Origin of the sequence: Actinospica acidithermotolerans (genome assembly GCF_018139625.1) — a bacterium.
GTDB classification, from domain to species: Bacteria; Actinomycetota; Actinomycetes; order Streptomycetales; family Catenulisporaceae; genus Actinospica; species Actinospica acidithermotolerans.
Genome location: NZ_JAGSOH010000004.1, coordinates 94,543 through 115,901 on the forward strand (window position 1 = coordinate 94,543; position 21,359 = coordinate 115,901).

Below are 21,359 nucleotides of genomic sequence, written 5' to 3' on the forward strand. Positions count from 1 at the left end.
AGCGAAGCGTTCCGGGGGAAAGGCGGTTCACGATGAACGACGAGGTCGATGAGGCACCCGATTCGCCGGAGCCGCCGGAGCTCGTGGTGATCTCCGGGATGTCCGGCGCCGGCCGCTCCACCGCCGCCAAGGTCCTCGAGGACCTCGGCTGGTTCGTGGTCGACAACCTTCCCCCGAGCCTGATCGCCACGATGGTGGACCTCGCCGCCCGCACCCAGGGCTCGGTGCCCCGGATCGCCGTCGTCGTGGACGTGCGCGGCCGCTCCTTCTTCGAGCACCTGCACGAGGCGCTCTCCCACATAGAGGCCACCGGCCTTCGGCACCGCATCGTCTTCCTCGAGTCGGCGGACGACGTGCTGGTGCGCCGTTTCGAGAACGTGCGCCGGCCGCACCCGCTGCAGGGCGAGGGCCGGATCACCGACGGCATCAAGCTGGAGCGGGACCTGCTGCGCGAGCTGCGCGGCGAGGCCGACCTGGTGATCGACACCTCCAGCCGGAACGTGCACGAGCTGCGCGCGACGCTGGAGGCCGCCTTCGGCCGGGAGAACGGCGAGGGCGGGCTGCGCGCCACGGTGATGTCCTTCGGCTTCAAGTACGGGTTGCCTGTGGACGCAGACCTCGTACTCGACGTACGCTTTCTGCCCAACCCGCACTGGATTCCCGAGCTGCGCCCGCGCACCGGCCTCGACCGCGAGGTGAGCGCCTACGTGCTGGCCCAGCCCGGAGCCAAGGAGCTGCTCGAGTCCTACAGCGAGACCCTGCGGATCATCACCGCCGGGTACCGCAAGGAGGGCAAGCGCTACGTGACCCTCGCGGTAGGGTGCACCGGCGGGAAGCACCGGAGCGTCGCGATGGCCGAGCAATTCGCGGCGCGATTGAGCAGCGACGGCGTGGACACGACGGTGGTCCACCGGGACGTAGGGCGTGAGTGAGCGAACAGCGAGACGGCAAGGCCCCGCAGGGCGACGGCGCTCCGCGGGTGGTCGCCTTCGGCGGCGGGCACGGCATGCATGCCTGCCTCTCGGCCCTGCGAACCCTGACCGACCGGCTCACCGCGATCGTCACGGTGGCCGACGACGGCGGGTCCAGCGGCCGGATCCGGCAGGAGCTCGGCGGCCTGCCCCCCGGTGACCTGCGGATGGCGCTCGCGGCGCTCTGCGGGGACGACGAGTGGGGCCGGACCTGGGCGAAGGCGCTGCAGCACCGCTTCGGCGGCTCCGGCCACCTGTCCGGGCACGCCCTGGGCAACCTGCTGATCACCGCCCTGTGGGAGGAGCTCGGCGAGCCGGTCGCGGCGCTTGACTGGGTCGGCCGGCTGCTCGGCGCGCGCGGCCGGGTGCTGCCGATGGCGGCCGTGCCGCTGGAGATCGAGGCGCAGGTGCGCGGCGTGGACCCGGGGCACCCGCTGCGGGTGAGCACGGTGCGCGGGCAGCACTCGCTGGCGAAGACACCCGGCGAGGTGCTCAGCGTCCGGCTGCTGCCGCAGGATCCGCCGGCCGTGCCGGACGCGGTCGCGGCGATCGACGAGGCGGACTGGGCCGTGCTCGGCCCCGGCAGCTGGTTCACCAGCGTGCTGCCGCACCTGATGGTGCCGGAGCTGGCCCGGGCGCTGCTGCGCACCGACGCCAAGCGGCTGCTGGTGCTCAACCTCGGGCCGCAGATCGGCGAGACCGACGGCTTCACCCCGGCCGACCACGTCGAGGTGCTCGCGGCGCACGCGCCGGAGCTACGGCTGGACGCGGTGCTGGTCGATCCGTCCTCGCTGCGCGAGCCGCACGAGGAGCGCAAGCTCCAGGAGGTCGCCGCCTCGGTCGGCGCCGAGGTGTACACGGCGGCGGTCGCGGCGGGCGGCGAGCAGCCGTACCACGACCCGGTCCGGCTGGCCGCGGCCATCGCGGCGATCTTCGCGGGCGCGCGCACCGGAGCCGTCGCCTGACCGCTTCCCGGCGGCGGCGCTCCGGGCCGAGAATCCGATTAATGATCCGTCCGTGGGTCATCCCTGCCGGTGATCCAGGGGCGTATCCGGGCCCCGGGGTGGTCACTGACCGTTAACCTGGATGGCAGCCCATCCCGCCCTGTACCGATAGGAGGCCGCGTAGCCATGGCGATGACCGCGGCGGTCAAAGACGAGCTGAGCCGGCTCACGGTGGTCAAGCCGTGCTGCCGGAAGTCCGAGACCGCGACCCTGCTGCGCCTGGCCGGATCGATCCACCTGGTGCAGGGCCGGATCGTGATCGAGGCCGAGCTGGACGCGGCCGCGGCGGCGCGCCGGCTGCGCAAGAACATCTCCGAGATCTACGGGCACACCTCAGAGCTCGGCGTGATCGCGCCCGGCGGTCTGCGCCGCGGCAGCCGCTACGTGGTGCGGGTGGTGCGCGACGGCGAGGCGCTGGCCCGGCAGACCGGCCTGGTGGACGGCCGCGGGCACCCGGTGCGCGGGCTGCCGCCGCAGGTCGTCGCCGGTTCCGTGTGCGACGCCGAGTCGGCGTGGCGCGGCGCTTTCCTCGCGCACGGCTCGCTGACCGAGCCCGGCCGCTCCAGCGCGCTGGAGATCACCTGCCCCGGGCAGGAGGCGGCGCTCGCCCTGGTCGGTGCGGCCCGCCGGCTCGGTGTGGGTGCGAAGAACCGCGAGGTGCGCGGCGTGGAGCGGGTCGTGGTGCGCGACGGCGACGCGATCGGCGCGCTGCTCACCCGCCTGGGCGCGCACGACTCGGTGCTCGCCTGGGAGGAGCGCCGGATGCGCCGCGAGGTGCGGGCGACGGCGAACCGGCTCGCGAACTTCGACGACGCCAACCTGCGCCGTTCCGCGCGGGCCGCGGTGGCCGCCGGGGCGCGGGTGGGCCGGGCGCTGGAGATCCTCGGCGAGAACGCGCCGGAGCATCTGGCGCTCGCCGGGCGGCTGCGCCTGGAGCACCGGCAGGCCTCGCTGGAGGAGCTCGGCGCGCTCGCCGACCCGCCGCTGACGAAGGACGCCGTCGCCGGACGGATCCGCCGGCTGCTGGCCCTCGCCGACCGCCGTGCCACAGACCTCGGCATTCCGGGGACCGAGGCCTGCCTGACGCCGGAGCTTTTCGCCGCGGCCGGGGTCGCCGACGTCTGACGTTTCGTGGGCGCACAAGATTCAACCAGCCGGAAACATGCTTGCTACCAGCGGGTAATTCCACATGCCGGGCCGGGTGGTCGAGCCGGTGTGCCTGCCTGTAGGTTGAGACTGAATGTAGTCGGAATCACATGCACCACGGCGGCGGCAATGGGGCCCTCGTACAAGGTGCTCGAAAGAGGAGACCTTCGTGACCGTTCGCGTTGGCATCAACGGCTTCGGCCGTATCGGCCGTAACTTCTTCCGGGCCACTGCGGCGTCGGGCGCCGACATCGAGATCGTCGGCATCAACGACCTCGCCAGCCCGAAGATCCTGGCTCACTTCCTCAAGTACGACTCCGTCCTGGGCCGCTTCCCGGGCTCCGTCGAGGCGACCGAGGACTCCCTGGTCATCAACGGCAAGGCCATCAAGGTCCTCGCCGAGCGCGACCCGGCGGCGCTGCCGTGGAAGGAGCTGGCGGTCGACGTCGTCGTCGAGTCCACCGGCCTGTTCACGAACGCCGACGACGCCGCCAAGCACCTCGAGGCCGGCGCGAAGAAGGTCATCATCTCCGCGCCCGCCACCGGCGACGCGAAGACCCTGGTCATGGGCGTGAACCACGACGAGTACGACGCGGCGACGCACCACGTCCTGTCGAACGCCTCGTGCACCACCAACTGCCTGGCCCCGCTGGTCAAGGTGCTGCTGGACGAGTTCGGCATCGAGCAGGGCCTGATGACCACGGTCCACGCCTACACCACCGAGCAGCAGCTGCAGGACCAGATCGCGCTGACCCGCAAGGGCACCATCGACCTGCGCCGCGCCCGGGCCGCGAACCTCTCGGTGATCCCGGCCTCTACCGGTGCCGCGCGCGCCATCTCGCTGGTCATCCCCGAGGTCAAGGGCAAGCTGGACGGCTTCGCCATGCGCGTGCCGGTCCCCACCGGCTCGGTGACCGACCTGACGGTGAACCTCTCCCGCGAGGCCACCAAGGACGAGATCAACGCCGCGTTCAAGAAGGCCGCGTCGGAGGGCAAGCTCAAGGGCTTCCTGAAGTACAACGAGGACGAGATCGTCTCCTCGGACATCGTGACCGACCCGTCCTCCTGCATCTTCGACTCCACCCTGACCATCGCCCAGGGCTCCCAGGTCAAGGTCGTCGGCTGGTACGACAACGAGTGGGGCTACTCGAACCGCCTCATCGACCTCATCACGCACGTCGGCGCCGGTCTCTGACCGTCGCACGCAGCCTGATGTAGCACTGCGGGCCCGCACGACCTCACCGGTCGTGCGGGCCTTCGTCGGATTGAAGCATTCTCACTTCAGAGGGTTACAGATGAAGACGATTGACGACCTCGACGTCGCCGGCAAGCGCGTCCTGGTGCGCGCCGACCTGAACGTCCCGCTCGACGGCACGCGCATCACCGACGACGGCCGGATCCGCGCCTCGGTCCCGACGCTGCAGGCGCTGCTTGAGCGCGGCGCCAAGGTGATCGTGACCGCGCACCTGGGCCGCCCGAAGGGCGTCGACCCGGAGGCGGACGCCAAGTTCTCCCTCGCGCCGGTCGCGGTCCGCCTGGGCGAGCTGCTCGGCAAGCCGGTCGCGTTCGCCACCGACACCGTCGGCCCCTCCGCGCGGGAGACCGTCGCGGCGCTGCGGGACGGCGAGATCGCGCTGCTCGAGAACGTCCGGTTCAACCCGGCCGAGACCAGCAAGGACGCCGTCGAGCGCGGGAAGTTCGCCGACGAGCTCGCCAGGTTCGCCGACTTCTTCGTCTCGGACGGCTTCGGCGCCGTGCACCGCCGGCACGCCTCGGTCTACGACATCGCCGAGGACCTGCCCAGCGCCGCCGGCCGGCTGATCACGACCGAGCTCGGCGTGCTCAAGAAGCTCACCGAGGACGTCGAGCGGCCCTACGTGGTCGTGCTCGGCGGCTCGAAGGTCTCCGACAAGCTCGGCGTCATCGACAACCTGCTGGACAAGGCCGACCGGATCCTGATCGGCGGCGGCATGGTCTTCACCTTCCTCAAGGCCCAGGGCCACGAGGTCGGCAAGTCGCTGCTCGAGCAGGACCAGCTGGAGACCGTGGTCGGCTACCTGGAGCGGGCCAAGGACTCGGGCGTGGAGATCGTGCTGCCGGTCGACATCGTCGCCGCCACCGCGTTCGCCGCGGACGCCGCGCACGACGTCGTCGCGGCCGACGCGATCCCGGCCGACCGGATGGGCCTGGACATCGGCCCCGAGTCCGGCAAGCTGTTCGCCGCGAAGCTCGCCGACGCGCGCACGGTGTTCTGGAACGGCCCGATGGGCGTGTTCGAGATGGACGCCTTCGCGGGCGGCACCCGGGCGGTCGCGCAGGGCCTGCTCGACTCCCCGGCCTTCACCGTCGTCGGCGGCGGCGACTCGGCCGCGGCCGTGCGCGCGCTCGGCTTCGACGAGGCCGCGTTCGGCCACATCTCCACCGGCGGCGGCGCGTCGCTGGAGTACCTCGAGGGCAAGGCCCTGCCCGGCATCACCGTTCTGGAAGGCTGAGTAAGTGAGCACGCGCACCCCGCTGATGGCGGGCAACTGGAAGATGAACCTCAACCACTTCGAGGCCATCGCCCACGTTCAGAAGATCGCCTACGCCCTCAACGACAAGGACTTCGCGGCGGTGGAGGTGGCGGTGCTCGCGCCGTTCACCGACCTGCGCTCGATCCAGACGCTGGTGGACGGCGACAAGTTCAAGATCAAGTACGGCGCCCAGGACGTCTCGCAGCACGAGTCGGGCGCGTACACCGGCGAGATCTCGGCCGCGATGCTGGCGAAGCTCAAGTGCGACTACGTCATCGTGGGGCACTCCGAGCGGCGCGAGTACCACGGCGAGAGCGACGCCGAGGTCGCGGCCAAGGCGGCGATCGCGCTCAAGCACGAGATCTCCCCGATCATCTGCTTCGGCGAGAAGCTGCACGTACGCCAGTCCGGCGAGCACGTCGCGCACTGCGTCGAGCAGCTGACCGGATCGATCGCGGGCCTCACCGGCGAGCAGCTGCGCAAGTCCGTGCTGGCCTACGAGCCGGTCTGGGCGATCGGCACCGGCGAGGTGGCCACCCCGGCCGACGCGCAGGAGGTCATCGGCGCGTCCCGGGCGAAGCTCGCCGAGCTGTACGACGCCGAGACGGCCGACGCCGTCCGCATCCTGTACGGCGGCTCCGTCAAGGGCTCCAACGCGGCCGGCATCATGGCCGAGAAGGACGTGGACGGCGCGCTGATCGGCGGCGCCTCGCTGGACCCCGAGGACTTCGTCCGGATCGTGCGCTACCGGGACACCGCGGTCGCCTGACCATGAGAGACGGCTACTGGTCTCGCACCCGCCGGACCAGGTAATCTGAGGCGGTTGCCGCACGCCGCGGCAACCGCCGGCCGTCCACCGAGAGAGAAGCGCCCCGTGATCCTCACCCTTGAGATCATCCTGGGTATCACCAGCCTGCTGCTGATCCTGTTCGTCCTGCTGCACAAGGGCAAGGGCGGCGGTCTTTCCGACATGTTCGGCGGCGGTTTCACCTCGCAGCACGGCGGTTCCTCGGTGGTCGAGAAGAACCTCGACCGCATCACGATCGTGCTCTCGGTGATCTGGCTCGCCTGCATCGTCGGCATCGGAATCGCCTACAAGTAGGACAGATCCGGGCGAATCCGCTCCGATATCGGGCGGAACCGGGGGGATGCGCACCCGCGTCTGACCTAACGCTCGTACACTGGTGCATCGCGCCTTTTGTACGGCGACGGTGGAGCACTACGCGGTCTGCGGCAGGGAGACGGATAAAAGTGGCTAGTGGCAACGCGATTCGCGGCAGCCGGGTCGGCGCCGGCCCGATGGGCGAGGCCGAGCGGGGCGACACCGCGCCGCGCGTCTGGATCACCTTCTACTGCTGCAACGGGCACGAGACCCGGCCGAGTTTCGCCAGCGACGCGGCGATCCCGGAGAGCTGGGACTGCCCGCGCTGCGGCTTCCCGGCCGGTCCGGACCGGGACAACCCCCCGGCTCCGCCGCGCACCGAGCCGTACAAGACGCACCTCGCGTACGTGCGCGAGCGGCGCAGCAACGAGGACGGCGAGGCCATCCTGGCCGAGGCGCTGGCCAAGCTGCGCGGCGAGATCTGAGCTCCCGCGCCGCCTAGAATCGGCCCATGGCGGATTGGGACGAGACCACGCGCAGGTTCGAGATCTTCATCGATCGCGAGGTGCGGGAGAGCTCCCCGCTCTACACGGCGCTTACCCAGTACGTCTCGGACGACCTGGCCGCGCGCGGCTACTTCCTCGAGGTGCTCGGCCAGGCGCCGCACCGGCAGCGCATCCCCAACCTGCTCCTCGCCTCGGTGCACCGGGTGTTGTTCGATCACCCGAACGAGTCCCTGGCGGAGTACTACCCGTCGCTGGGCGGTTCTCGGGAGCCGGATGAAAACCTTCCGAAGGTCTTCGCCGAGTTCGTCGCCGCGCACCGCGCGGAGATCGATCCGCTGCTGGCGAACGGCGAGACGCAGACGAACGAGGTGCAGCGCAGCGCGCAGCTGCTGCCCGCCTTCGGCTGGGTGCAGGCGACGACGCGGCGCCCGCTGGGGCTGATCGAGATCGGCCCCAGCGCCGGCCTGCTGCTGCACGCGGACCGCTACGACTTCCGCTACGAGTTCGCCGACGGCACGGTGCTGGAGGGCGGCGAGGCGTCCGCTGACGGCGTTCCCGCGCTGCATTGCCCGATCCACGGCTCGTGCAGGCCGGAACAGCTCGCGCCCTTCGTCACCAAGCCGCTGCGCGTCTCCTCGCGCGTCGGCCTGGACCTGAATCCGCTCAGCCCGACCGATCCCGAGGCGTGCGCCTGGCTGCGCGCCCTGGTGTGGCCCGAGCACGCCGAGCGCCGTGCCCGGCTCGAAGCGGCCCTGGCGCACGCCGCGCGACGGCCGGTGCGCCTGCGCAAGGGCGACGCCGTGCGCATCCTCGCGGACGCCGTGGATTCCGTGGCGGACAACGCGATCCCGTGCGTCTTCGTCTCGAACAGCCTGCCGCACTGGAGCCCGGAGGGCCGCGAGGAGCTCGTCCGGCTGGTCCGCGAGCTCGGTGCGCGGCGCGACCTGGTGTTCATCATCAAGGAGGCGCACCGGATCGGACTCGGCCTGTTCAGCGGTGAGCCCGATCCGGCTGCGCCCGAAGGCAAGGACGTGCACGAGGTGCTGGGCGCGGTCGTCTACCTCGGCGGCCGCGAGCGGCTCTTCCGCCTCGGTGCGGCCGGAATGCACGGCGCGTGGCTCGACTGGGCTCCGCGTCCGCTGGGCTGATCGCGCCGCCGGCCGGTTTGCCGCTGCCGGGCTGGTCTGGCTAGTCCGCGGTCTCCTGCTTCGTCCAGCGGTGCTCGATCCTCCCGAACCGCCACACCAGCACGGCCGCGATCCATGTCGCCGCGAACAGGCCGGCGATGGTGAATCCGGCCCGGTTGATGTCGAAGTCCGCCATGTAGTCCCAGAATCCGCCGGACAGGTGCAGCTCGCCGGTCAGCACGCCGAGCATCTCGACCGTGCCGATGATGAACGCGGCGGCGATCGACAGCCCCGTGATCACGAGGTTGTAGTAGACCTTGCGGACCGGTTTCGCGAAGGCCCAGCCGTAGGCGAAGTTCATGAAGCAGCCGTCGAGCGTGTCGAACAGGGTCATGCCGCCGGAGAACAGCAGCGGCAGCGCGAGGACCGCGTAGAACGGCAGGCCGCTGGTCGCCGCGTACGCCGTGGCCGCGAGCAGCACGACCTCGGTCGCGGTGTCGAATCCGATGCCGAAGGCGCAGCCGACGAGGTACATCTGCCAGGTCTTCGTGATCGAGCGCATGAAGCGGCCGAAGAAGCGCCACATCAGCCCGCGGGCCTGGAGCTGCCTCTCCAGTTCCTCCTCGTCGAGGTCGCCGCGCCGCATCTGCTTGAACACCTTGGCGATCCCGGCCAGCACGACCAGGTTCAGCGCGGCGATCAGGTACAGGAAGCCCGCCGCCGTGATCGTGCCGATGGTGCCGCCGAGCGTCTCATAGGTCGAATTCGGGTCGACGAGAGCGCCGAACACGGCCTTAGCCGCGACGGTGATCCCGACGCCGACCGCGACGACGATGCTGGAGTGGCCGAGGGCGAACACGAAGCCGACCGCGATCGGGCGCTCGCCGTCGGACATCAGCTTGCGGGTGACGTTGTCGATCGCCGAGATGTGGTCGGCGTCGAAGGCGTGCCGGGCGCCGAGGGTCCACGCGGTGACGGCCACGCCGAGGCCCACGCCGAGTTTCGCGTACGCGAAGTGATGCGGCATCACCGTGAAGACGTAGATGCCCCAGCCGGAGCCGTTGATCGCGAGAACTACCAGGGCGATCAGGCCGAGGCGGCCCCATTCGCGGGGCTCGAGGGCGTGAACCAGGGAACGCCGTCGGGGCGAGGGGATTCCGGGCGCGGGCGCGGGCAATTGGGCGCGAGGCATCGCGGGCCAATCCTTCCATCGAGGCTGGCTGAGCGTGCGCGCGCCGAGAGGCGACCGGACTTCCCCGGGAACAGGGATCACCGTTGCGGGACAGTGCCGGATTCACACCGGCTTCGCTCTCCGCGCGCGGCCCCGGCGAGGGCCGGGGCAGGGTGCATCGTACTGCCTGGCACCGCGGATGCGGCTCACTGCGGATGCGGAGCCTTGGCGACCATGATGACGGTGACCGTCGCGTTCTTCTCCGAGACCTTGTAGAGCACCCGGTAGTACCCGAGCAGCAGCCGGCGCAGTCCGCCCCGGCCGAGGTTGGCGCTGTTGCCCGGCCGGGGGTTGTCGCCGAGCTCGTACACGGCCGTCAGCACCAGCTGCGCGCCCAGCTTGTCCTCGCGGTACAGCAGGGTCGCCGCGTCGATGGCGGCCGGCTTCCAGTCGATCCAGTAGGTCCTGCGCTGTTCCTCGTCGGTCTCCTTGTCCTTGTGACGGGGCACTTAGCTGTCCTCGTCCATTCCCAGGAGCTTCCTGACCTGGTCGTGCGGCACGAGATCGTCGTCCTGCGCCAGGATCCGCTCGGCCAGCGCGACGTCGGCCTCGTCCTCGCGGCGCCGGAAGTACTCCAGCACCTCGTAGGGCACGATCGCCGCCACCGGCGTGCCATGCTGCGTGATGGTGATGATCTCGCCGCCGTGGTGCGACTTGGCGACGAGATTGCCGAGGCGCGTGCGCGCGTCGGTGAGGGTCACTGTCTCTGACATGTACAAAACGTACACTTTGCAGACTTTGTTGTAAAGAGTGGGCCCCGCGGTCGCGACCGCGGGGCCCACAGTGGTACTCGGTACTGCTCGGTGGTGCGGCGCTCTACCGCAGCAAACCCGCCGCGGCCTCGTCGACGAGCCAGAGCGTCGCCTCCGTGCCGTGGGCGCCCACCGCGGGCGTGTGCACCTGGTCGGCGCTGGAGAGCGCGCGGGCCACGGCCTCGGCCTTCTCGGCCCCGGACGCCACGACCCACACCTCGCGCGCGGCCTGGATCACGCGGAAGGTGAGCGAGATCCGGTCGGGCGGCGGCTTGGGGGAGTTGTGCACCGCGATCACGGACGGCGCGACCTCGCGGGTGCCCGGGTGGTCCGGGAACAGCGAGGCGATGTGGCCGTCCGGGCCCATGCCGAGCAGCAGCACGTCGAACTCCGGGGCGTCCTTGCCGTCGGAGCCCGCGTACTTCGCCAGCTCGGCGGCGTAACGCTCGGCCGCGGCCGCCGCGTCATCGCCGTCCGGGCCGTCGCTCGGGGCCATGACGTGCACGAACTCCGGGTTCAGCGGCAGCCCGTCCAGCAGGGCTTCCCTGGCCTGGGTCTCGTTGCGCTCCTTGTCCCCGGCGGGGACGAAGCGCTCGTCGCCCCACCACAGGTGCACCCGGCCCCAGTCCACGGCCTCGCGCGCGGGCAGCTGCGCGAGCGCGGCCAGCGTGCCGATGCCGATCGTGCCGCCGGTCAGCACCAGGTGCGCCACGTCCCGCTCGGCCAGCACGTCGACCAGCTTGGTCGCTAGCCGCGCCGCCGCCGCCGAAGCCAGGACCGGGCCGGACGGGTGGCGGATGACGCGGGCTCCGGCGCGCGCGGCAGTCAAGCCGACTCCCCGGTCGGGGCCCCGGCGTCCGCCGCGGACCCGTCAGCGGACCCGTCCCCGGCCTCGTCGGCGTCCTCGGCCTCGTCGACCGCCACGGGGGCCGGCTCGCCGAGGCGCGCGGCCTCCTTGGCGGCCTTCTCGACTGTCGGGCCAGCCACCTTCAGCGGCTCGGTGAAGGGCACGTCCACCTCGGCCAGCATCCGGGCGTAGACGTCGTCCTGGTCCAGCCGGCGCAGCTCCTCGGCGATCAGCTCGGCGGTCTCCCGCCGCTTGAGCGCCACCGGGCGGTCCGGCTGGCCCGGGATGGAGAGCGTGGCCAGCTCGCCGTCCGGCCGGCTCAGCCGGATCGGGCCGTCCGCGGTCATCAGCTCGACCGAGGTGATGCCCGGGCCCTCGTCCGCGGTCCGGGTCACCGGCACGCCGAGGCGCTGCCGCAGCCACACGGCCAGCACCCGCACCGAGGGGTTGCCCTCCTCGCCGGAGACCGCGACCGAGCTGACCGCGCGCGGGAACTGGTCCAGCGCGGCGGCCAGCATCGAGCGCCACGGGGTGAGCCGGGTCCAGGCCAGGTCGGTGTCGCCCGGCTGGTAGCCGGCCGCGCGCGCCACGAGCTTGGTCATCGGCTTGTAGTACTCGGCCGCGTCGGTGATCCGGCGCTGCGCGAAGGCGCCCAGCGGGTCCTTCGACGGCGCGTCCGGGCCCTCGTCCGGCCACCAGGTGACGACCGGGACGTCCGGCAGCAGCAGCGGCAGCACGACCGAGTCGGCGTGCGTGGCCAGCTCGCCGTACAGCCGCAGCACCACGACCTCGCCGGGGCCGTTCTCGTCGCCGGTGCGCACCTCGGCGTCCAGCCGGGTGCGCGTGGTGTCCGGCCGGCCGATCGCGATGATGATCCGCGCCGGGTGCTCCCGGGCGGCCCGGCTCGCGGCCTTCATCGCGTCGTAGTGGTGCCGCTCCTCGGTGGAGACGACCAGCGTCAGCACGGCGCCCGTGGTCGGGGTGCCGCTCTTGTGCCGGGCCGCCACCAGCGTGGAGGCGATCTTGCCGGACGTCGTGTCGGTCAGATCGATGATCACGACTCGACACCTCCGTGGGCCGCGCCGGTCGGATCGATGGCGCACTTGTTCATGGCCGCCTCCAGCTGCGTTCGTCGCGCGCGAGCATCTCGTCGGCCTCGGCCGGTCCCCAGGTGCCCGCCGGGTACTGCGCCGGCTTGCCGTTCTCCGCCCAGTACTTCTCGATCGGGTCGAGGATCTCCCAGCCCAGCTCGACCTCCTCGGTGCGCGGGAACAGCGGCGCGTCGCCGAGCAGCACGTCCAGGATGAGCCGCTCGTAGGCCTCAGGGGAGGACTCGGTGAACGCCTCGCCGTACTGGAAGTCCATCGACACGTCGCGCACCTCCATCGAGGTGCCCGGCACCTTGGAGCCGAAGCGCACGGTGATGCCCTCGTCCGGCTGCACCCGGATGACCAGGGCGTTCTGCCCGAGCTCCTCGGTCATCGTGTCGGTGAACGGCAGGTGCGGGGCGCGCTGGAAGACCACCGCGATCTCGGTGACGCGGCGGCCGAGCCGCTTGCCGGTGCGCAGGTAGAACGGCACGCCGGCCCAGCGCCGGGTGTCGATCTCCAGCTTGATGGCCGCGTAGGTGTCGGTGATGGAGTCCGGCGCGATGCCGTCCTCCTCCAGGAAGCCGAGCACCTTCTCGCCGCCCTGCCAGCCGCCGGTGTACTGGCCGCGCACGGTGTGCTGGCCGAGGTCCTCCGGCAGCTGCACCGCCGAGAGCACCTTGACCTTCTCCGCGAACACCGCGTCCGCCTCGAAAGACCCCGGCTCCTCCATGGCGGTCAGCGCGAGCAGCTGCAGCAGGTGGTTCTGGATCACGTCGCGGGCCGCGCCGATGCCGTCGTAGTACCCCGCGCGGCCGCCGATGCCGATGTCCTCGGCCATGGTGATCTGCACGTGGTCGACGTAGTTGCGGTTCCAGATCGGCTCGAACATCGTGTTGGCGAAACGCAGCGCCAGGATGTTCTGCACCGTCTCCTTGCCCAGGTAGTGGTCGATCCGGAAGACCGACTTGGGCGCGAAGACTTCGGCGACGACCCGGTTCAGCTCCCTGGCGCTGGCCAGGTCGTGCCCGAAGGGCTTCTCGATGATGACCCGGCGCCAGGATTCCGGGCCGCCGTCGGACAGCCCGGACTCCTTGAGCTGCTGGACCACGTTCGGGAAGAACTTCGGCGGCACCGAGAGGTAGAACGCGTGGTTGCCGTTCGTCCCACGCAGCCGGTCCAGCTCGTCGATGGTCTCCTTGAGCTGCGCGAACGCGGCCGGGTCGCCGAACTCGCCGGGCACGAAGCGGAAGCCCTGGGCCAGCTGGTTCCAGACCTCCTCGCGAAAGGGCGTGCGCGAGTGCTCCTTGACGGCCTCGTACACGACCTGCGAGAAGTCCTGGTCCGCCCAGTCCCGCCGGGCGAAGCCGACCAGGGCGAAGCCCGGGGGCAGCAGCCCCCGGTTCGCCAGGTCGTAGATCGCCGGCATCAGCTTCTTGCGGCTCAGGTCGCCGGTGACGCCGAAGATCACCAGGCCGCAGGGTCCGGCGATCCGCGGCAGCCGCCGGTCCTGCGGGTCGCGCAGCGGGTTCGCCAGCGTGGTGCCCGCGTGCTCGACCTCGTCGAGGTGCCGGTGCGTGATCGACGGCCCGAAGACGTCGCCGTCTCTGCCGACAGGGCTCACGCCTCGCCTCCGAGCTTGGTGAGCTCCGCCTCGGTCGCGTCCAGCAGTTCCTTCCAGGACGCCTCGAACTTCTCGACGCCCTCGTCCTCGAGCAGCTGGACGACCTCGTCGTAGGAGATGCCCAGCTTCTCGATGTCCTCGATGACCTTCCTGGCCTCGGCGTAGGTGCCGCGCACCGCGTCGCCGTTCGGGGCGCCGTGGTCGGCCTCGGCGTTCAGGGTGGCCTCGGGCATCGTGTTCACGACGCCGGCGACGATCAGGTCGTCCACGTACAGGGTGTCCTTGTACGCCGGGTCCTTCACGCCGGTCGAGGCCCACAGCGGACGCTGCGCGGTGGCGCCGGCCGCCTTCAGCGGCGCCCAGCGCTCACTCGAGAAGACCTCCTCGAAGGCCTCGAAGGCGAGCCGGGCGTTGGCCACGGCGGCCTTGCCGAGCAGCGCGTTCGCCGCGTCGCCGCCGATGGCCTTGAGGCGCTTGTCGATCTCGGTGTCGACGCGGGAGACGAAGAACGAGGCGACCGACTGGATCTTGCTGAGGTCGTGCCCGTTCGCCTTCGCCTGCTCGATGCCGGCGATGAACGCGTCCATGACCTCGCGGTAGCGCTCGAGCGAGAAGATCAGGGTCACGTTGACGCTGATGCCCTCGGCCAGCACCGCGGTGATGGCCGGCAGGCCCGCGCGGGTCGCCGGGATCTTGATCAGGATGTTCTCCCGGTCGACCAGCCACCACAGCTGCTTGGCCTCGGCGATCGTGGCCTCGGTCTCGTGCGCGAGCCGCGGGTCCACCTCGATCGAGACGCGGCCGTCCACGCCGTGCGTCGCGTCGTAGACCGGGCGCAGCACGTCGGCGCCGTCGCGCACGTCGCGGGTGGTGATCATCCGGACCGCCTCGTCCACCGTCACCCGGCGCACGGCCAGGTCGCGGACCTGCTCGTCGTAGGTGGCGGAGCCGGAGATGGCCTTCTGGAAGATGGTCGGGTTGGTGGTCACGCCGGTGACGTGCTTGTCCCGGACGAGCTCGGCCAGGTTCCCGCTGCGGATCCGGTCGCGGGACAGGTCGTCGAGCCAGATGGAGACGCCGTCCTCGGACAGCTTCTTGAGGTTCTCGTACATGGTGTGCCTTCTCTCCCCTAGATTCCTCAGACCTCGACCGCGGCCAGCGAATCCCGCGCGGCGGCCTCGACGGCCTCGGCGGTGATCCCGAACTCGGTGTACAGCTTCTTGTAATCGGCGGAAGCGCCCCAGTGTTCCAGCGAGACGATCCGGCCGGCGTCGCCGGTGAAGCGGTACCACGGCTGGGCGATACCGGCCTCGACGGCCACCCGCGCCTTGACCGCGGCGGGCAGGACCGACTCCCGGTACCCCGCGTCCTGCGCATCGAACCACTCGGTGCACGGCATCGACACGACCCGGGTCGGCACGCCGGAGGCCTCGAGCCGCTCGCGCGCCTCGACGGCGAGCGCGACCTCGGAGCCGGTGCCGATGAGGATCACCTTCGGCGCGCCGCCGGTGGCCTCGGCCAGCACGTAGCCGCCGCGCTTGACGCCCTCCTCGACGCTCACCGCCGTGCCCAGCGCGTCGCGGTCGAAGGTCGGCACGTTCTGCCGGGTCAGGGCGAGGCCGACCGGGCCGTGCTGCTCCAGCGTCGCCTTCCAGGCCGCCACGGTCTCGTTGGCGTCGGCCGGGCGCACGAAGTGGAACTCGGGGATCGCCCGCAGCGCCGCGAAGTGCTCGACCGGCTGGTGCGTCGGGCCGTCCTCGCCGAGGCCGATCGAGTCGTGCGTCCACACGTAGGTGACCGGCGCCTGCATCATCGCGGCGAGCCGGACCGCCGGGCGCATGTAGTCGGAGAACTGCAGGAAGGTGCCGCCGAACACGCGGGTGTTGCCGTGCAGGGCGATGCCGTTGAGGATCGAGCCCATCGCGTGCTCGCGGATGCCGAAGTGCAGGATCCGGCCGTACGGGGAGGAGCCGCCGAACTCGCCGCCCTCCTCGGAGTAGGGCAGGAAGGACAGCCCGCCCTTGATCGTGGTGTTGTTCGAGCCGGCCAGGTCCGCGCTGCCGCCCCAGAACTCGGGCAGCTGCTCGGCGATCGCCTGGATCGCGGCCTCGGAGGCCTTGCGGGTGGCCACGTCCTTGCCCGCCGGGAAGACCGGCAGCTTCTCGTCCCAGCCGGCCGGCAGCTCGCGCGCGGCGATCCGGTCGAAGTCCGCGGCGCGCTGCGGGTTGGCCGCGCGCCAGGCCTCGTAGCCCTTGTCCCACTCGGCGCGGGCCGCGGCGCCGCGCGCGACGACCTTGCGGGCGTGGGAGAGGACCTCGTCGGCGACCTCGAAGGTCTTCTCCGGGTCGAAGCCGAGGATGGTCTTGGTGGCCGCGACCTCCTCGGCGCCGAGCGCCGAGCCGTGCGCCTTCTCGGTGTTCTGCAGGTTCGGCGCCGGCCAGCCGATGATGGTGCGCAGCCGGATGATCGAGGGGCGGCCGGTCTCGGCCTCGGCGGCGAGGATCGCCCGGTGCAGCGCCTCGACGTCCTCGTGGTAGCCCTCGACGTCGGTCTCGGACCTGGTCCACTCGACGGACTGGGTGTGCCAGCCGTACGCCTCGTAGCGCTTGAGCACGTCCTCGGTGAACGCGACCTTCGTGTCGCCCTCGATCGAGATGTGGTTGTCGTCGTAGATCACGACGAGGTTGCCCAGCTTCTGGGTGCCCGCGATCGAGGAGGCCTCGGAGGTCACGCCTTCCTCGAGGTCGCCGTCGGAGGCGATGGCGTAGATCGTGTGGTCGAACGGCGAGGCGCCCTCGGGCGCCTCGGGGTCGAACAGCCCGCGCTCGTAGCGCGCCGCCATCGCCATGCCGACCGCGTTGGCCAGGCCCTGGCCGAGCGGTCCCGTGGTGGTCTCGACCCCGACGGTGTGGCCGTGCTCCGGGTGACCCGGCGTCAGCGAGCCCCACGTGCGGAACGCCTGCAGGTCGGACAGCTCGAGGCCGTAGCCGGAGAGGTAGAGCTGGATGTAGAGCGTCAGGCTGGAGTGCCCGGGGGAGAGCACGAAGCGGTCCCGGCCGACCCACTGCGCGTCGGCCGGGTCGTGGCGCAGGTGCTTCTGGAAGAGGAGCGTCGCGACCGGGGCCAGCGACATGGCGGTGCCTGGGTGGCCGTTGCCGACCTTCTGCACCGCGTCCGCGGCGAGCACGCGGACGGTGTCGACCGTCCTACGGTCCAGATCGGTCCACGAGAACGGGGAGTTCGAAACAGCGGGCAGCTCGCTCAACGCGCGCGTCCTTCCTTGGGTGCGGAGCCGTCGTCCTCGGGGTGGAGGCGACGCTGCCCACCGGGCGGCGCTCGGGTCCGGACAGGTCCGCACGGCCCGTCCGAGTGGCCAGAGCACAGCCCATTCCCCGCGCGGCGGAGGCTGTGAAATCTGTTATGTCGGCACCACCCTACCCCGCTCAGGGCCGTCAACTCATGTGCAGTCCGCCGAACGGGAGTGAGGCGTCCGAAACGGGTGCGCATGCTCCCGTCTTCGGCGTTTCACCCCACCCGGCCGCAGGCTCGCGCGGGGCACGGTCTAGAGTTTCGCTGTCTTCGGAAAACTCCGGGCGACGGGCAAACGAGATGCAGGGGTGTGCGCTGGTGACTGCGGTCGAATCCCTTCCGGCGACTCCGGTCGTGGCCGCTCCGGCGCGGGAGCAGGTCCCGGCGCGGCGCGCGTCGGCGGCCGACACCGTGCGCGCGTACGTCGCGCTCACCAAGCCGCGGATCATCGAGCTGCTGATCATCACGACGATCCCGGTGATGTTCCTGGCGAAGGGCGGCGTGCCGAACCTGTGGACGGTCGTCGCCGTCACCGTGGGCGGCTACCTCTCCGCGGGCAGCGCGAACGCGCTCAACTGCTGGGTCGACCGGGACATCGACACCGAGATGCGGCGCACCCGGCGCCGGCCGCTCGCCATGCACACCGTCACGCCGAACGCCGCGGTGGTCTTCGGCCTGGTGCTCGGCGTGCTCTCCACGCTGTGGCTCGGCTTCGCCGTCAACTGGCTCTCCTCGATGCTGGCGCTCGCCGCGAACGTGTTCTACGTGGTCGTCTACTCGATGATCCTCAAGCGGCGCACCTCGCAGAACATCGTCTGGGGCGGCGCCGCCGGCTGCTTCCCGACCGTGATCGGCTGGACCGCCGTCACCGACCACCTGGCCTGGCCGCCCGCCGTGCTGTTCCTGGTCGTGTTCATGTGGACGCCGCCGCACTTCTGGTCGCTCGCCATGCGCTACCGCGAGGACTACGCCGCGGCCAACGTCCCGATGCTCCCGTGCGTCGCCCCCGAGCGGCACGTGGCCTGGCAGATGGTGCTCTACACCTGGGCCACGGTCGCCTGCTCGCTGGCCGTCTGGCCGATCGCGCACACCGGCTGGGTCTACGGAATCGGCGCGGCGGTGCTCGGCGCCGGGTTCCTGGTCGTGGCGCACCAGCTGCACTGGCAGGCCCGGAAGGGCGTGAGCGGCGTGGCCCTGAAGCCGATGCGGATGTTCCACTTCTCCAACAGCTACCTGGCGCTGCTGTTCGTCCTTCTCGCGGTGGATCCGCTGGTGCGACGATTCTGAAACGATGAACGCCACGCCCACGTTATGTTGAGCGTTCGTTCAGTTCGTATCGGTAAAGTGCGCGAAGCACTTCACGGGCGCGGTGCCGTCGAGACGCCGCGCGCGACGCCGACCGAGCCGGAAACGTCCTGATGGGGGTCCACGCGTGGATCTGTTGGGTAACACCGTCCAGCCCTACGCCTGGGGATCGCGCACCGCGATCGCCGAGCTGCTCGGAGAGCCTTCGCCGAGCGCCGGACCGCAGGCCGAGCTGTGGATGGGCGCCCACCCCAGCGCCCCGTCGGTGCTCACCCGGGACGGCGTGACCGGCACGCTGACCGCCGCCATCGCCGCGAATCCCTCGCTGGAACTAGGCGTGCGCGTCGCGGCGAGATTCGGCGGCCGACTGCCCTTCCTTCTCAAGGTACTGGCCGCGGAGAAGGCGCTGTCGATGCAGCTGCATCCCACGCGCGAACAGGCCGAGGCGGGCTTCGCCCGCGAGGAGCGGAGCGGGGTCCCGCGCAACGCCCGCGAGCGGGTCTACGTCGACGACTGGCCCAAGCCGGAGATCCTCTGCGCGCTCACCCCCTTCGAGGTGCTGGCCGGCCTTCGGCCCGCCGAGCAGGCGGCCGAGGCGCTCGAGGGCCTCGGTGTCCCCGAGCTGAAGGAACTCGTCGGCGCCCTGCGCGCCACCCCCACCCCCCGCGGCGTCGCCGACGCGCTGACCCACCTGCTCACCTGGCCCGCCGACAGCCGCGAGGCGCTGGCCGCCAAGGTCGTCGACGCCGCCGCCGTCGAGTCCGGCAAGGGCGGCCCCTACGCGGCGGCGTACGACGCGATCGTGCGCGTGAGCGCCGACCACCCGCGCGACATCGGCCTGGTCTGCTCGCTGCTGATGAACCACCGCGTCGTCGAGCCCGGCGAGGCCCTGTACATGGACGCGGGCGGCGTGCACGCCTACATCTCGGGCGTCGGCGTCGAGCTGATGGCCAACTCCGACAACGTCATCCGCGCCGGCCTGACGCCCAAGCACATCGACGTCCCGGAGCTGACCCGCGTGCTCGTCCCCGAGGTGGAGGTGCCGGTGATCACGGCCGTGCAGACCGCTCCCGGCGTCGAGGTCTTCGACACACCGGCCCCCGAGTTCCGCCTCAGCCGCCTCACCCTCGCCGAAGGCGCGACGCTCACCGTCCCCGGCGACGGCGGCCCCCGCGTGCTCTTCTGCGCGGCGGGCGAGGCCTCCGTCAGCTGCGGCACCGAGCCCGACGGCCACTTCGTCCTCGCCCGCGGCCAGTCCTGCTTCCTGTCCGCCGCCGACTCCAACGTCCTGCTCACCGGCTCCGGCCGCTTCTTCCTGGCCGAGGCGGGGATCTGACGGGTCGCCTCAGCGGGCCCCGAGCATCCGGTCGAGGTCCTTGCGCGCGCGGCCGTGCAGGGCGTAGGAGACGACGGTCATGCTCGCGGCGAGCAGCCAGATCAGCGCCCAGAGGCCGATGTTGACGGCGGCGGGCACGGCCTGATGCAGCGTGATGAGCCGCGCGATGAACAGGATGAAGATCAGCACCGCTGCCAGCTTGTTCAGCGCGGTGGCGCGGACCAGGCCCGGTATCCGGGAGAGGCGGCGGTATCCGATGTCCGGTCGGGTGCCGACGACCGCCACCGCCCGGGCCAGCCACGTCGTCTTCCGCATCCGCTGGCCGATGAGAACGAAGCTGACCAGAAGCAGCCAGAACACGGGGTAGAGGTTCTTGCCCGCCGCCATGCCGATGCTGGTGGCCGCGATCAGGACGTAGTAGCCGCAGCTGACCCACGTGAATCGGACGGTGTTGCGCCAGGCCTCGTCGAGATCCGCGGCGGCGGGCGGGTTGGCCCGGATGAGGCCCTTGAGCCACGTCGGCAGGTCTTCCCGTCTCACCTTCTTCGGCAGGGCGGCGGCCTCGGCGGCCGTGGCCGCCCGGTTCGGCGCGGCCCAGGGGTCGCATACCGTGCATGTGCCGGTCTCGGTCGCCGTCGTCGAGCCGCATCGGGTGCAGGCCATCTGTGCTCAGTCCCCCTTGAGATCAGTTGCCTGCGATCACAGGCGGGGCTGAGCATAGTGCCTTCAGTGCACCGAGAATCCGCCGTCCACGAACAGCATCTGGCCGGTGACGAAGCCGGCCGCGTTCGAGGCCAGGAAGAGCGCGGCGCCCTGGAAGTCGTCGGGCAGGCCGTTGCGGTTGGCCATGTGGCGTGCGGCCAGGGCGGTCACGCGCTCGGTGTCCTTGGCGGTTTCGGCCGTGAGGGGGGTCAGCACGAAACCGGGGATGATCGTGTTCACCGAGACGCCGCGCGGCGACCAGGCTTCGGCCTGCGAGCGGGTGAGGCCGGCGAGGGCGGCCTTGGCGGCGCCGTAGCCGCCGCTGTTGCCGAAGGCGGAGATCGACTGCTGCGAGCCGACGTTGATGATCCGGCCCCAGCCGCGCTCGGCCATGCGCGGGCCGAAGCGCTGGCCGAGCAGGAACGGCGCGTCCACGCAGGCGGCGAACTGGACGTCCCACAGCTCCGTCGTGAGCTCGCCGAGCGGCGGGCGGTACATGTTCGCCGCGCAGTTCACCAGGATGTCGATCTCGCCGACGAGCTCGACGGCCTCCTCCGCCGCGCGGGCCAGCGCCGCGCGGTCGGTGATGTCCGCCGTGACGGCGTGCGCCTCGCCGCCCTGGGCCGCGATCCGCCCGACAGCCTCCTTCAGCGGCCCCTCGCGCCGCGCGAGCAGCACCGTCCGCGCCCCGGCGCACGCGATCGCCTCGGCCATCGCATAGCCGATGCCCGAACTGCCTCCCGTCACCAGCGCGGTGCGGCCGTCGAGCGAGAAGAGATCCTCGATCATGCTCATG

The 21,359-nt window shown here is 71.1% G+C and carries 21 protein-coding genes and 1 riboswitch; of the genes, 11 read left to right on the top strand and 10 right to left on the bottom strand.

What is annotated here, in order from left to right; all coding sequences use genetic code 11:
* Positions 1-32: 32 nt before the first annotated feature.
* The 9 genes from rapZ to KDK95_RS02885 all read left to right on the top strand — a co-directional run bounded on the left by rapZ (position 33) and on the right by KDK95_RS02885 (position 8,390).
* Entirely contained in the window at positions 33-932 is a 900-nt protein-coding gene (gene rapZ / locus KDK95_RS02845; RefSeq protein ID WP_212516388.1) for an RNase adapter RapZ, read from the top strand.
* Between the two features lie 74 nt (positions 933-1,006).
* Positions 1,007-1,936 carry a gluconeogenesis factor YvcK family protein gene (locus KDK95_RS02850; RefSeq protein WP_212516446.1) on the top strand — a complete coding sequence of 310 codons (930 nt, stop codon included), beginning with the start codon at positions 1,007-1,009 and terminating at the stop codon, positions 1,934-1,936.
* 165 nt (positions 1,937-2,101) lie between these two features.
* Positions 2,102-3,100, top strand: a complete 999-nt coding sequence (gene whiA / locus KDK95_RS02855) for a DNA-binding protein WhiA (RefSeq protein ID WP_212516389.1) — start codon at positions 2,102-2,104, stop codon at positions 3,098-3,100.
* A 190-nt stretch (positions 3,101-3,290) separates the two neighbouring features.
* Entirely contained in the window at positions 3,291-4,316 is a 1,026-nt protein-coding gene (gene gap, locus KDK95_RS02860; RefSeq protein WP_212516390.1) for a type I glyceraldehyde-3-phosphate dehydrogenase, read from the top strand.
* 100 nt (positions 4,317-4,416) lie between these two features.
* Positions 4,417-5,613, top strand: a complete 1,197-nt coding sequence (locus KDK95_RS02865) for a phosphoglycerate kinase (RefSeq protein WP_212516391.1) — start codon at positions 4,417-4,419, stop codon at positions 5,611-5,613.
* Between the two features lie 4 nt (positions 5,614-5,617).
* Positions 5,618-6,403 (top strand): triose-phosphate isomerase, encoded by a 786-nt coding sequence (gene tpiA / locus KDK95_RS02870; protein WP_307844103.1) that lies wholly within the window; start codon positions 5,618-5,620, stop codon positions 6,401-6,403.
* Positions 6,404-6,508: 105 nt separating this feature from the next.
* Positions 6,509-6,736 (top strand): preprotein translocase subunit SecG, encoded by a 228-nt coding sequence (gene secG, locus KDK95_RS36670; RefSeq protein ID WP_212516392.1) that lies wholly within the window; start codon positions 6,509-6,511, stop codon positions 6,734-6,736.
* A gap of 149 nt (positions 6,737-6,885) precedes the next feature.
* On the top strand, positions 6,886-7,221 hold the full coding sequence (locus tag KDK95_RS37330; RefSeq protein ID WP_084316689.1) for an RNA polymerase-binding protein RbpA: 336 nt from the start codon (positions 6,886-6,888) through the stop codon (positions 7,219-7,221).
* A 26-nt stretch (positions 7,222-7,247) separates the two neighbouring features.
* The gene (locus tag KDK95_RS02885) at positions 7,248-8,390 is read left to right on the top strand and encodes a DUF2332 domain-containing protein (protein ID WP_212516393.1); all 1,143 of its coding nucleotides are present in this window, start codon (positions 7,248-7,250) and stop codon (positions 8,388-8,390) included.
* Between the two features lie 40 nt (positions 8,391-8,430).
* On the opposite strand, the gene nicT is transcribed toward KDK95_RS02885, so the two are convergent.
* The 8 genes from nicT to tkt form a co-directional block, all read right to left on the bottom strand.
* Positions 8,431-9,561, bottom strand: a complete 1,131-nt coding sequence (gene nicT, locus KDK95_RS02890) for a Nickel transporter NicT (protein WP_212516394.1) — start codon at positions 9,559-9,561, stop codon at positions 8,431-8,433.
* A 3-nt stretch (positions 9,562-9,564) separates the two neighbouring features.
* A riboswitch (adenosylcobalamin (AdoCbl) riboswitch) is annotated at positions 9,565-9,690 on the bottom strand.
* Positions 9,691-9,746: 56 nt separating this feature from the next.
* Entirely contained in the window at positions 9,747-10,049 is a 303-nt protein-coding gene (locus KDK95_RS02895; RefSeq protein WP_212516395.1) for a hypothetical protein, read from the bottom strand.
* Complete coding sequence (locus KDK95_RS02900) at positions 10,050-10,313, bottom strand: type II toxin-antitoxin system Phd/YefM family antitoxin (RefSeq protein ID WP_212516396.1); 264 nt, start codon at positions 10,311-10,313, stop codon at positions 10,050-10,052.
* Between the two features lie 103 nt (positions 10,314-10,416).
* On the bottom strand, positions 10,417-11,181 hold the full coding sequence (gene pgl / locus KDK95_RS02905) for a 6-phosphogluconolactonase (protein WP_249160093.1): 765 nt from the start codon (positions 11,179-11,181) through the stop codon (positions 10,417-10,419).
* Positions 11,178-12,257 carry a glucose-6-phosphate dehydrogenase assembly protein OpcA gene (opcA, locus tag KDK95_RS02910; protein WP_212516397.1) on the bottom strand — a complete coding sequence of 360 codons (1,080 nt, stop codon included), beginning with the start codon at positions 12,255-12,257 and terminating at the stop codon, positions 11,178-11,180. The genes pgl and opcA overlap by 4 nt, the downstream gene beginning before the upstream one ends.
* Before the next feature lie 49 nt (positions 12,258-12,306).
* Positions 12,307-13,869 carry a glucose-6-phosphate dehydrogenase gene (zwf, locus tag KDK95_RS02915; RefSeq protein ID WP_212516449.1) on the bottom strand — a complete coding sequence of 521 codons (1,563 nt, stop codon included), beginning with the start codon at positions 13,867-13,869 and terminating at the stop codon, positions 12,307-12,309.
* A gap of 38 nt (positions 13,870-13,907) precedes the next feature.
* Positions 13,908-15,023: a transaldolase gene (gene tal, locus KDK95_RS02920; protein WP_212516398.1), complete on the bottom strand. Its 1,116-nt coding sequence runs from the start codon at positions 15,021-15,023 to the stop codon at positions 13,908-13,910.
* A 26-nt stretch (positions 15,024-15,049) separates the two neighbouring features.
* On the bottom strand, positions 15,050-17,176 hold the full coding sequence (tkt, locus tag KDK95_RS02925) for a transketolase (protein ID WP_249160095.1): 2,127 nt from the start codon (positions 17,174-17,176) through the stop codon (positions 15,050-15,052).
* 362 nt (positions 17,177-17,538) lie between these two features.
* On the opposite strand from tkt, the gene KDK95_RS02930 reads away from it, so the two are divergent.
* Both KDK95_RS02930 and manA read left to right on the top strand, forming a co-directional pair.
* Positions 17,539-18,507, top strand: coding sequence for a heme o synthase (locus tag KDK95_RS02930; RefSeq protein ID WP_307844106.1), 969 nt, complete (start codon positions 17,539-17,541; stop codon positions 18,505-18,507).
* A gap of 145 nt (positions 18,508-18,652) precedes the next feature.
* Positions 18,653-19,861 (top strand): mannose-6-phosphate isomerase, class I, encoded by a 1,209-nt coding sequence (gene manA, locus KDK95_RS02935; protein ID WP_212516400.1) that lies wholly within the window; start codon positions 18,653-18,655, stop codon positions 19,859-19,861.
* A gap of 9 nt (positions 19,862-19,870) precedes the next feature.
* Here manA and KDK95_RS02940 read toward each other — a convergent pair whose 3' ends face one another.
* A complete protein-coding gene (locus KDK95_RS02940) occupies positions 19,871-20,524 on the bottom strand; it encodes a hypothetical protein (RefSeq protein WP_212516401.1) in 654 nt (217 codons plus the stop codon).
* A gap of 63 nt (positions 20,525-20,587) precedes the next feature.
* On the bottom strand, positions 20,588-21,358 hold the full coding sequence (locus tag KDK95_RS02945) for an SDR family NAD(P)-dependent oxidoreductase (RefSeq protein ID WP_212516402.1): 771 nt from the start codon (positions 21,356-21,358) through the stop codon (positions 20,588-20,590).
* Position 21,359 lies beyond the last annotated feature (1 nt).